The organism is Paenibacillus psychroresistens, from assembly GCF_009728935.1.
GTDB classification, from domain to species: Bacteria; Bacillota; Bacilli; order Paenibacillales; family NBRC-103111; genus Paenibacillus_AC; species Paenibacillus_AC psychroresistens.
The window spans coordinates 814,612-826,488 of sequence record NZ_CP034235.1 but is presented as its reverse complement, the minus strand read 5'-3'; the positions used below and the strand labels follow the sequence as shown (position 1 = coordinate 826,488).

General features: G+C 41.6%; 10 protein-coding genes. 1 reads left to right on the top strand and 9 read right to left on the bottom strand.

Features of this window, described 5'->3' with window-relative positions; all coding sequences use genetic code 11:
• Positions 1 to 17 precede the first annotated feature (17 nt).
• The 7 genes from EHS13_RS03910 to EHS13_RS03880 all read right to left on the bottom strand — a co-directional run bounded on the left by EHS13_RS03910 (position 18) and on the right by EHS13_RS03880 (position 7,009).
• Entirely contained in the window at positions 18 to 617 is a 600-nt protein-coding gene (locus EHS13_RS03910; RefSeq protein ID WP_155699111.1) for a TetR/AcrR family transcriptional regulator, read from the bottom strand.
• A 79-nt stretch (positions 618 to 696) separates the two neighbouring features.
• Positions 697 to 1,215, bottom strand: a complete 519-nt coding sequence (locus EHS13_RS03905; protein WP_155699110.1) for a GNAT family N-acetyltransferase — start codon at positions 1,213 to 1,215, stop codon at positions 697 to 699.
• Positions 1,216 to 1,636: 421 nt separating this feature from the next.
• Positions 1,637 to 2,587: a D-2-hydroxyacid dehydrogenase gene (locus tag EHS13_RS03900; RefSeq protein ID WP_155699109.1), complete on the bottom strand. Its 951-nt coding sequence runs from the start codon at positions 2,585 to 2,587 to the stop codon at positions 1,637 to 1,639.
• 122 nt (positions 2,588 to 2,709) lie between these two features.
• Positions 2,710 to 3,672 carry a C-terminal binding protein gene (locus EHS13_RS03895; RefSeq protein ID WP_155699108.1) on the bottom strand — a complete coding sequence of 321 codons (963 nt, stop codon included), beginning with the start codon at positions 3,670 to 3,672 and terminating at the stop codon, positions 2,710 to 2,712.
• Between the two features lie 141 nt (positions 3,673 to 3,813).
• Complete coding sequence (locus EHS13_RS03890) at positions 3,814 to 4,515, bottom strand: GntR family transcriptional regulator (RefSeq protein ID WP_155699107.1); 702 nt, start codon at positions 4,513 to 4,515, stop codon at positions 3,814 to 3,816.
• 67 nt (positions 4,516 to 4,582) lie between these two features.
• Positions 4,583 to 5,941: a WG repeat-containing protein gene (locus EHS13_RS03885; protein ID WP_162462944.1), complete on the bottom strand. Its 1,359-nt coding sequence runs from the start codon at positions 5,939 to 5,941 to the stop codon at positions 4,583 to 4,585.
• 39 nt (positions 5,942 to 5,980) lie between these two features.
• Complete coding sequence (locus EHS13_RS03880; RefSeq protein WP_155699105.1) at positions 5,981 to 7,009, bottom strand: sulfate ABC transporter substrate-binding protein; 1,029 nt, start codon at positions 7,007 to 7,009, stop codon at positions 5,981 to 5,983.
• Positions 7,010 to 7,234: 225 nt separating this feature from the next.
• Between EHS13_RS03880 and EHS13_RS03875 the strand changes: the two genes are divergently transcribed.
• Positions 7,235 to 8,284, top strand: coding sequence for a sulfate ABC transporter substrate-binding protein (locus EHS13_RS03875; RefSeq protein WP_155699104.1), 1,050 nt, complete (start codon positions 7,235 to 7,237; stop codon positions 8,282 to 8,284).
• A 159-nt stretch (positions 8,285 to 8,443) separates the two neighbouring features.
• Here EHS13_RS03875 and EHS13_RS03870 read toward each other — a convergent pair whose 3' ends face one another.
• Together EHS13_RS03870 and EHS13_RS03865 are read right to left on the bottom strand one after the other, a co-directional pair.
• Positions 8,444 to 10,885 carry a glycoside hydrolase family 38 N-terminal domain-containing protein gene (locus EHS13_RS03870; RefSeq protein ID WP_155699103.1) on the bottom strand — a complete coding sequence of 814 codons (2,442 nt, stop codon included), beginning with the start codon at positions 10,883 to 10,885 and terminating at the stop codon, positions 8,444 to 8,446.
• Positions 10,885 to 11,685, bottom strand: a complete 801-nt coding sequence (locus tag EHS13_RS03865) for a phytanoyl-CoA dioxygenase family protein (protein ID WP_155699102.1) — start codon at positions 11,683 to 11,685, stop codon at positions 10,885 to 10,887. Before EHS13_RS03865 ends, EHS13_RS03870 begins: the two co-directional genes overlap by 1 nt.
• Positions 11,686 to 11,877 lie beyond the last annotated feature (192 nt).

The window sequence follows — 11,877 nt, the reverse complement described above, 5'->3', positions numbered from 1 at the left end:
ATATGTAAAAAAAGAGATTATGATTCCTCTTTTTTCGGGGAGATTGCCTCCAAATATGCGCCTAACATGACTGCAAGTGTATCAAAAGCCTGATCGTAGTTAAATTCAGGGTCTGCAATTTTTTGTAATCCCAAGCCTTCAAAGACGGCATAGAGTATAGATGCGATCGTACTTGCTTGTTCTTGTGGCAAATGGGTCACAGCTTCAACGATACCGCCAATAAATTTGCGCTTGGTTGTCAGCATTTCTTTGAGAATTTCAGATGTATTTCCTCCACGAAGGCCAATTGCCGAAAGCTCATTGCGAAGAGTATACCAATCGGGATCACTGATTACTCTGGTTTTCGGTTCTTCTAATAGTTCTTTAATCGTCTCAATCGTTAAGGGTTTATTATCTAAATGCTTGAGGAATTCAAAGCTTTCGCAATACTTCGCTGTTTCACGGCGAAACACTTCAGCAAACAACAGATCTTTACTTGGAAAATAGTAATTGATCAAGCCCTGAGCGACACCCGCTGTACGAGCTATCTCTTTGGTTGATGCAAGATCATACCCTTTTACTGACAATACATTATAAGCGGCCGCTATAATTTTCTCGCGTTTGTCTAGCTCTGACATAGGTAATCTCCTTGCTTCACTAATTAGTTGAATGAACGTTCAAACAGATAATAACATGTTAAAATATATTTTGCAATATTTACGTAATCTCCAAGCTCCAGTCGTTGCAATTCATCCTATTTCCTGGAGGATATTCGAATTCACACTCACGAATCAGGGAGAAGTTGAGCTTCCGACAAACCGCATTAGAAGCAGGATTGCTAATTGACGGGAACGCATGGATAGAGCTATGTTTGTGCTCCTTGCTGGCGATAACGATGGCTTCTGCGACAGCTGCCGTCGCTAAGCCTCTGCCTTGGAAGGCTGGCAGGACACTCCAACCAATTTCGTACACGGACTCATCTTGCCAGACGCTATCCCAATAACCAACACTCCCAACGACTTCAAGACCTGGGAGCAGCACAATGCTAAACATCCGCCCAGTTCCTCTTCCCCCGATAGCCAGATAGCGCTTATGTCGAGCGATAATCTGCTCCTCGCTTTCCGGCCCTCCAAGGTGTTCCATCATCTCAGGAGCATTAATAAGCTTCAGTAAAGTTAGGTTTTCTTCTGCCCATTCCTTAATCTGAACCTTCTCTGCATTTATTCGCTCAGCCATTCTATCACCCCAAACATTATTCTAAAAACCTACTAAAATCCAAATTATAATACAAACATATATAGTTAATATGCACATGCTTCAGGTATAACTTTATTTACTGAAATGAGCCCAGTCTGAGGTAATCAGGTGCAGAAGCGCACCTTGTTTATTGAAATGAGCCGACTCTGAGGTAATGAGGTGCAGAAGTGCACCTTGTTTACTGAAATGAGCTGGCTCTGAGCTAATGTGGTGCAGAAGTGCACCTTGTTTACTGAAATGAGCCGACTCTGAGCTAATGTGGTGCAGAAGTGCACCTTGTTTACTGAAATGAACCGGCTCTGAGCTAATGTGGTGCAGAAGTGCACCATTTCTAGCTAATACTATCTTTTTTCCTGAGCAGAGCGCACATACAAAACATAGGTTTCAATCAAACAACACCTCAATACTGTTTTGCTAAATCAACTCGATTAACGGATGGCTCTCTTCCTGCTATAAAATCCTCTAAATTGCGTAAGAAGATTTCAACAGCACGCTCGTCATACTGAACCGTCGCCCCTGCGTGATGAGGCGATACAATTACATTGTCCATTTTCCAGAGTGGACTGTCTGCCGGCAATGGCTCCTGCTCGAATACATCCAATCCTGCACCAGCTATTCCGCCACTCTGCAAGGCAGCAGCAAGCGCCTTTTCATCCGTAGTCTGTCCTCTGCCAATATTGATGTACATAGCTGAAGGCTTCATAACGGCGAATTCTTTTTCACCAATCATATGTCTTGTTTCATCTGTAAGCGGCACTGTCATTACAATAAAGTCACTCTCTTTTAATGCTTCCTCAAGGCCATTACGCTTTACTATCTTGTCCACGTTTGCCACAGGTCTCCCTGAATAGCTGACGCCCCAAACTGTCATACCGAATGCTTTAGCTATCTTAGCTGTCTCTTTGCCGATTGCACCTACACCAATAATGCTAATGGTCTTGCCATGAATTTCATCCGCTGTTTCTGACTTCCATACTTGATTAATTTGATTCCGAATAGACGTGTTTAACTTCCTTGTAAAAGATAACACCATGGCAAAGATCGTCTCGGCGATTGGAAATGCGTGCACTCCGCTTGTATTAGTTAGTACAATACCACTCTTAGCCAATCTATCAAAAGGAAAGTGATTAACGCCCGCTCCCCAGTTTTGGATCCAACGCAGCTTAGTCTCAGGCTGTATGATATGCTCTGCAATAAGCGAATGCCAACCGATAATAACCTCTGCGTCCGATAAATGAGATTTCCAAACGTCTGATTCGTCCGCTACTATCAGTTCCATCTCTGGTGCAGCTTTGTAAATACGCTCCATGTGAGACTCGCTTAGCTTTTGAAAGCTAATTATTTTCCCCATACTCAATCCCTCCTAGCTCTTGTTGCTATCATCCCATAGGATTGGACGAATAATCAAGCTGAAGAAATTATTAATAAAGCAGCCATTAATAACGGCTGCTTTACACTTTTGAGAATATATGATTAAACCCACCATTTAAGATTAACAGGTGAAAGCGGACGCTCCCCGCGAATGACTCTGGCTACTTCCTCAACAGCCATCTTCTGCAAGGCTGGTAATGATTCTTCTGAATAATAAGCTGAGTGTGGCGTAAGAATAGCCCCTTCCAATCCAATAAGCGGATGATTAGCTTCGGGTGGCTCTGTTTCCAACACATCGAGGCAAATCATGCCGATCTTATTATCCAACAGCGCTTCTCTCATATCCGCTGCGTTTACTAAGGCACCACGCGCAGTGTTCATGATGATCACGCTGTCCTTCATTTTGGCCACCAACGCTTTATTGACAAAATGATAGGTTTCCGCGCTCAAAGGAAGATGCAAGGAAACAAAATCAGCTCTTGCACACAATTCTTCCAAGCTTACTAGCTCAATGCCCATAGCTGCTGCTTTATCCTGAGCTAGCCATGGATCATAGGCAACTATATCCATCCCAAATGCCTTAGCACGTGAAGCCACCTTTTGAGCAATATATCCGCAGCCGATCAGCCCTAAGGTTTTACGGGCTAAGCTGTAAATGGGCCGATGCTGCATGAAGCTCCAGCCGCCTGCGTGAACTCCCGCATTTATCGCGATCAGCTTACGAGCTGCCGTTAGCATGAAAGCTAAAGTATGGTCAGCCACTTCATCCCCGCAATAATGGGGCACATTGCTGACGTAGATCCCTTTTTTCCCAGCTGCTTGCAGGTCAATATTGTCATATCCAATCCCATAACGCAGAATAATTTTGCACTGATCCAGCTGTTCAATGGTTTCTTGCGGTATCTTCGTATACTGCACGAATAAAGCGACGCCATCTTTAGCTTTTTCAGCAATGACCTTTGGATCTACACTATTGATTAACTCCAGTTCCACACCGAGCTCTGCCAGCATTTTCGTTTCTTGATCTAAATTAGGGAAATCATGTGGTGTTATATAAGCCTTCAATTAACTCATCTCCTCATATAGTTAGGGATAACCATCATGTAGCTGCTCTGACTCACTTAAATATAATTTCATAATGTATAACTGTCAACAGTTTTAATGGCAGGTAAACAACCTAAGATTGCGAAAAAAGATTACTTCATCTCATTCCGTAATAATCATTAGTTTGTTTATATTGTTAATCATTGCTTCTTCACCTAAATTAAAGTGTTCTTTTAACAGCATTGTAGCCAGCTCAAAATCTTTTTTTTCTAAAGCTTTGGTAATGTCTCTATGCTTCTCAACGATCGTTTCTGCACGCGGATTGCCTTGATTGGTTATCTCGAGAATCGATTTAATGACCTCTTCCATCCCATACCAGGACTGAATTAGCGATTTATTATGTGACATAATGACAATTGTTTTATGAAAATCCATGTCTAAGCTGGAAAATTCACTTGCAGTAATCCGGTTATTTGACATTTTATCAAGAATGCCATAAAGCCGCTCGATTGAAATCGATATGTCCGCATAATTGGCGCATTTTAAGACAGCATGGCTTTCCAGAATATATCTAAACTCGTATAAATGTTGAATATCCTTCACCGTAAACCGCTTCACCATAACCCTGCCATTGGAAAGGCGTTCGGCAAATCCCTGATGGATCAGCATCTGCAGCGCATCACGAATGGGACCACGGCTTGTACCAAATTCCTTAGCCAGATTAGGTTCCGCCAAATGAAGATCGTTTGCAAAGTCCCCAAGTAGGATAGCCCGACGAATTTTTCTCGATACGAGCTCGGAGAGATTTTCTTTTTTGATATAATCCACGGTGGCTAGTCCTTTCTCCATTAAATTATTCCGCATTCACTAGAGTTATTATAGCACAAAAAGAGACACCCCTCTCGGAGTGCCTCGATCATTAGAAACCAATTTACGCGTTTGGTCCAATTGCAATAAATGTACCGGTTTGATCAATATAGATCTTTACCTCACCATTGGAAACGGGAGCTAAACCGTTATGAAACTTATCCGCTTCTAAATAATTAGCTTCAATCACAACTTCAGCTTTTTTATTGATGTAGCCATAGTTCCCATTTTCGTCTTCATACGTTGCTAAACCTTCGCTGAAATCTCCAGCATTTTCGTATTCCGTTTGCAGAATAACTTTACCGGTTTGATCGATGTAAGCCGTAAGACCATCCATTTTCACAGCTGCTAGGCCATCACTGAAAGGAAAGGCTTCCTCATAATCCGCAGGAATCACGAACTCACCTTTTGGATTAATAAAGCCAAACGAACCATCTACCTGCACCAAGGATAAACCATTTACAAAAGGAGAGGCAGCTTGGAATTCCGGCTTGATTACCACAGCTCCCGTTTTATCGATAAATCCGTAAGCGCCATCGACTTGAACAACGGCTAAACCTTCTGAGAAATCAAACGCATCCTCAAATGTTGCAGGAATAATTAGCTTTCCAGTACGATCGATATACCCAAATTTATCATCCGAGATAATAAGTGCTACATCATCAGAGAAATCAAAAGCTTCTTGATATTGATAGACAGATTGGATAACGGAACTGCCTTTTTTATCAATATATTCGTATTTACCGCCTTGTACAGCAAGGGCAGCCCCCTCATTGAAATCATAAACACTGTCATATTTCGCTTCAATGATTACTTTACCGCTTGGATCGATGAAGCCAAATTTACCATTGGACTTAACTGCAGCTAAACCCTCTTGAAACTCAGATGCTTCTTCAAAACTACCAGCAATTGCAGCTTCGCCAAAACGGTTAATGAAGCTTGCTTTTCCGTTTTGCGAGGATATATTCCATTGTGTTTGCACACTTAATGTTTTGGTTGCTGCATCCCAGCTTATTGCGGAACCAAGTGCTTCACTTACAAAACGAGCTGGAACCCAAGCTTGATCACTACTCCATAATGGAGCTTGTGTTAAAGCTGCTTTTTTACCATTGATTAGAGCCGATTTGGAATCGATCGTAAGAACGATCACACGCGCTCCTTGTGTAAGGGTGATTTTCTTAGCTGTTGCATCCCATTCTACGGTCGCTCCAATAGAAGCAGCAAACTCATTTACAGAAATTAGAATATTTCCGTTCTTCAAAACAGGTGCGTTTCCTTGCTGCGTAACTCCATTTATAGAAAGAGAGATAACTGATTCAGCAGAGGCGGAGGCTACAATCCCGAATCCGATTGCTTGAAAGCTCAGAAATGCGGTTAAGGTAAGCTTAATTAATTTACTTTTTCGGGATGATTTAGGTTTCATATTTAGATTTTCCTCTCCAATTAGGTTCATCGTACAGAATTATTTTTTAGGTGAATAGATTTGGTCAAACGTACCTTTGTCTGCAAAATGTGTAGCCTGTGCTTTATCCCAGCCACCAAAATCTTTGATATTGATCAAATTCAGCGTAGGGAATTGGCTTTCAAATTGTTTAGCAATCTTAGGATTGGAAGGACGGTAGAAATTCTTAGCAACGATTTTCTGACCTTCTTCTGTGTAAAGGTAATCCAAGTATGCCGTGGAAACTTCACGCGTGTCATGCTTAGCTACATTCTTAGTAACAACGGCAACTGTAGGCTCTGCAAGAATACTTAATGATGGCGTAATAATCTCGAATTTATCTCCGTATTCCTTTTTCGACAAGTAGGCTTCATTCTCCCAATCAATCAATACATCGCCTAGTCCTTTATCAACGAAAGTGGTTGTTGAACCTCTTGCACCTGAATCAAGTACGGGTACATTCTTGTATAAAGCAGCTACGAATTCTTTAGCTTTCTCTTCGTTATTATTGTTATGAGCTAATGCATATCCCCAAGCTGCCAAGTAGTTCCAACGAGCTCCACCTGATGTTTTTGGGTTTGGTGTAATAACAGAAACGCCTGGTTTGATTAGATCATTCCAATCCTTAATGCCTTTCGGGTTGCCTTTTCTTACTAATAGAACAATGGTGGATGTATAAGGCGCGCTGTTCTTAGCCAAACGATCCTGCCAGCCAGTGCTGATCAAACCTGTCTTGGCAATAGCTGATACATCATAAGCAAGTGCTAGTGTAACAACGTCTGCTTGCAAACCATCGATAACCGCACGAGCTTGTGAGCCTGAACCACCATGAGATTGCTTAATGGTTACGTTCTGTCCTGTTTTCTTCTTCCAATACTTAGCGAAGGATTTGTTGTAATCTACATACAACTCACGAGTTGGATCGTAGGAAACATTCAATAGTGTGACGTCCTTCTTAACATTCTTTTTGGCTACTTGGGCAAAAACACTGGTTGTAGTTAAAGCAAATACAAGTAATGCGAGGAATAACAAACGCGCTGTTTTTTTCATTGTGGTAATCTCCCTTATTTGGTTTTTGTAATGCCTTCCGGCTGGTTATATTTACAAACTCATCATATTACACACTATTCCTAGCTGTCAACTATGAATTAACGAAATAATGGAAATATTTTTTCTTATTGACAGTGTCATATTAGAGTTGTTACAATAATTCCATTAATTCCTATTATTTTTATCGGAATTAAATATTAAACATCAAAAAAGGGAGTCTACATTATGAATAAGAAGCGTTTTTATGGTTTATTATTTCTTACCGCCATCATCCTGGTTTTATCCGCTTGCTCATCTAAATCGGATAATGCTGAAGCTGAAGCAACCAAATCCGACTACACCAAAGCCGTTGAATTGAATCACGCTACAACGGATGAAGCCAGCTCATTCTTCAAAGCAATTGATACCAGCTTCATTCCCTATTGGAGTGAAAAAACAAAACAAACGGTAACTATTAAAGAATCATTAGGAAATTCAACTAAACAAAGTCAAGCCATAATGGATGGCCAATTAAAAGCAGATGTTGTTTCATTAGGTGTCGGTCTTGATATTGACGCCATTCAAACCAAAGGCCTAATTAAAGAAGGCTGGCAGCAGCGCTTAGAGAACAACAGCTCACCTTACACAACAGCAATAGCTTTTGTCGTTCGTAAAGGTAACCCTAAGGAAATTAAGGAATGGGAAGATCTAGTTAAGCCAGACATTCAAATTATTGCAACTAATCCCAAAACCTATAGTGATGCACGTTGGAGCTATCTAGCCGCTTGGGCAAATGGACTGAATGAAAACGGTGATGAAGAACAAGCGAAGACTTTTGTTAAAACGCTTTATGCCAACGTTCCAGAGCTTTATGCGGATGTCGCAGCTTCCAAAAGCGCTTTTCTGGACAATAACAAAGGGGATATCTGGATTACCACAGAACTCGAAGCCCTACAGCTTGCTAGCACAACGGGTAAAGACACTATCGAGGTGATTGTTCCTTCTATTACGTTATCCGTAGAGCCTATTGTTTCAGTTATTGACTCGAACGCAACAAGCGATGGAACCTCAGAGGTAGCTACTGCTTACTTAAACTTTCTGTATACGGAGGAAGCACAAACTATTGCAGCTAAGAATTATTACCGACCGCGCCTCGCTTCAGTTGCCGAGCAATTCCCCGAGCAATTCCCTGATGTTACTCTATTGACTGTAGATGATGATCTAGGTGGCTGGGATGATTTGCAGAAAGCTCACTTTGTAGATGGCGGCATTTTTGATCAGCTTGTCAAAAAATAAGTTAATTTATCTCTATGTAATATAGGAGAAGCACTTGAAGAACTAACTTCAAGTGCTTCTTTCATTTCTACTTCTTGTAATACAATATAGAAGTTTTGGATTGACACCTAATTGTCTGGTAAAACGCCGCGTGAAATAGTCCATTAAAAATCTTAAACACTAAGTAGTCCTTACACAAATTACTTCTGTATTCATAGCATGGCATTTTCTTATTGCTTCTTCAGGCAACACTATATCTCCCCCCCATGAGAGGGAGTACCTGAATTCATAGAAACCGCCTAATGCTGCTTTGAAATTAGTATCCCAGAAATTATTAAGCACCCATGAATATAAATGCCCAGCATCATCATAAATTCCGTTCTCTGCCTTTAACTGTCTTACGCCGAATTCAAGCGGCCCAAGCTGAATTAAAGGAGCATCCCGGATTGCAATAGCCAAGCCTTGTTCTTTTGCCGATAAGGCTATTCCTTCCTGAATGCAGTAGAAATCAATTCCTGTTCCGGGCAGCTGGTCAATTCGAGGCCGAAGTATGGCTCCGGTCTTCTCAATCCAGGTTTCAGAGGACATCGGGTCACCTGCAGCAAAAGGCAGAGAAAGATATATATTTTCTGGCTCCCATACATTGTCCTTATTCATTCGGACAGAGATATCCACTCTTGGCAATCCTGCATATGCTGTTAATACTACTGAGTAAAACGTTGTTCCCGCAAGCTCATAGTGCAGTTCCACCATTGTAAAGAGAGGTCCTTTTTCAACCAGCTTGACTCCAGAAAACGTACCTATGCTTCGCGAAACATTAATCCGTTTTCGATTTCTCCCCATTTTTATTCTTGTCCCGCATGCTTGATCAATACCATCGAAAGGTGTTATCTCATATACCGGTGTAAAAGCATTGTGTATCCTGTCGTTTCTTAAAAGCTCACTCCCCGATTTTTTATCAAACCAGGAAACTATACCTTCTTTTTCCTTCCAGGCTATGCATACAAAGGGTGTTTCCAAAGAGTTCTCATTTACATTAATCTCTTCCTTCGCACCTGAAATGTCATTAATACCATCAGCACCGATACCTTGATGATTGCTGACAGTAAATTGCTTTATTGCCACTACTGGGAGAATTTGCAGCTTTCTCTCCTCCCCAGCCTCCAAATGTTGAATGATACATACTTGAGTACATTTAACGCTTCTAAACAATTGATGTGGAACAACCTTGCCAGTATTCAGATCTATAACCTGAAGTCCATTTCCTAGTAAAAAAACTTCCCAGAAATCTATATTAAGCTTTGCCATATCCGTGATAGGAAATGGATGGGGATTAATTACCTGATAATTCATTGGCCTATCCGCAACTAATGGAACTTCACCTTTAGCTTCAAGGATCTTGTCCAAACAGCTGGAAACGATTTGGTGCGCTTGATAAGCAAACATTCCTTTACGAAACTCCAAAGACTGGACAGTTGTATCCCAAGGCTCCATTACGGAAGCCCAATGCCCCCATGTATGCTCAGCATACATAGACAGATTATACTCTGCTTGTTTTACCAAGCCAATAGTTGCAACTTTGTTATAGGGGTCAAGCTGCTTGACAACTCTAAGGTTTCGCTGAGCTTCTCTAAACACTTTTGTTGGAACAGGTGTGGATGCGACTCCGTCTGCCCACCAATCCGGCCAATCTCCTTTGAAAATGGGTATGTTCTTCTCCTGTTTCCTCAAATGAGTAAAAAAGCTATTTAAGGTTGTCATCTCAATATGGACACTTGCTCCGTAGTGCAAATTCCACTTATGGATAAAGTCCATAATCTGGCCGTTTGGCGGAGCATTATCCGTTATTAGGCCCGATGCCATCACCGGAACAAAATCATAAGGATAATCTTCCTGCTCAAGCTGGCTCAAATAACGGTGAATGCGTTTCTCGGCAATTTCCCTATGCTCCGGCATATACGCAGTTGTTTGAAATTCATCTTTAATATTATAAGAATGAAGCGCGCCTGGCACTAACCCAAGATCATTGCCTAACTGGTAATGGTCACCATTCCAAACCAGGATTTTATTCCCTTTGGGCGTTTCCCACCAAAAGGGAATTTGCTTGCTTCCAATCGGAAACATTCCATGATAGGTATGAATGCAAGAGAATAAATTCTCAATGCCCAAATCTTTCAGGCACTGAGCATATCCCCAGCTATAACCATTAATATCAGCAGTCATGGCCGTATCCACTTTGACATTAATAGATTCACCATACTTTACTGCTTTACCCATCATTGTTTTTAGCATTTCAAAGTCCATTAGCTCTGTTAGATTGAGATAGCTTGCGGTTAATTCGATATCACCGGATTTCACTGCATCTACAAATAACTGCTGGGTGTTCATATCTGCCTGCTCCAGGAATCGTTCAACAGCCCAGAAGGTTTCACATGTCCATTTAAACCCCTGCCACTCCTTCTTTTTCCCAGAGCGAATCGATTCCCCAATCATGACCGCCTGTTTTATATAATCGATATGATTTTTTTCAATCTTTTCCTGCCTGTCTGTATATCCGATATCGGTATGAGAATGATGAATAACAAACAATTTCCATTTGCGTTTAAGTGCTGTCTCTTGCATTATTCAACCTCGACTGCAAGCAAAGGAAACATCCTGCCTCGAATGGGCTCGTTCTCTTTTAAGTCTAAATTATCTGTGATCAGGTGGGAAACACCGCTATAGGTCGTACCGTCCGGCATATAAATGATGGCCAATGCCCTGCGTGGTTTCTCTGTCACGTTAGCATGTGCATAATGAAAGGTCAGCCCATCATGAAACGTACAGCTCCCTGCTTTCATGGGGACTTTAACTGGCTGCTGTTGGGCAATTTCGGTTCCTTTCACATACTCATTGATATCTGTCGGATCAACCAGATTAATAGGAGTCAGTTTGCCTGCTGTGTGTGATTTAGGAACAAACATCATGCAGCCGTTATTCTCATCGACATCATCAAGCGCAATCCAAATCGAGAGCGCTCCTGTTTCATTCATCGGCCAGAACACCAAGTCTTGGTGCCAAGGGGTTGGTTTCGAATCGCCCGGCATTTTCAAGAGTGCATGATCGTGGAAAAATCGAATTCCCTTGGCCCCGGTCAAACAACGGGCTATTTCTGCAAAACGGGGATGAAAGGAATACTTGCCCATGCCGCCATGATCTCTCCATGTATTGACTTTCTGATTCAGCACACGGTAATAGGTGCCTCCTTTTTTATCGGTCTGCGTGGAATGTCCGCCTTCAGCCTCCATGACCTCAGCCATATATTCGCGCAGCTCTTCCAATTCTTGCGTTGAAAGCAGATTATCCATTTGCACAAACCCATTTTCTCTATAAAAATTAATCTTCTCTTGCGAAATTGTTTGTTCTGCCGCTACATTTGACATTGTACACTTCTCCTTATTTTCTATATGCTTTAAATTTAGTTAAACCTGAGTGTATACGTGATTTTCGGCCACGATACGGTTTTTTCGGTCGTAATTGTCGTTTTAAATGGCTCCATAAAATCACAACCAGAAGCCATAAAATAAGTTTAACTACCAGAACTCGCCTTTTCAATCAGGGAAACTTTCGATTTG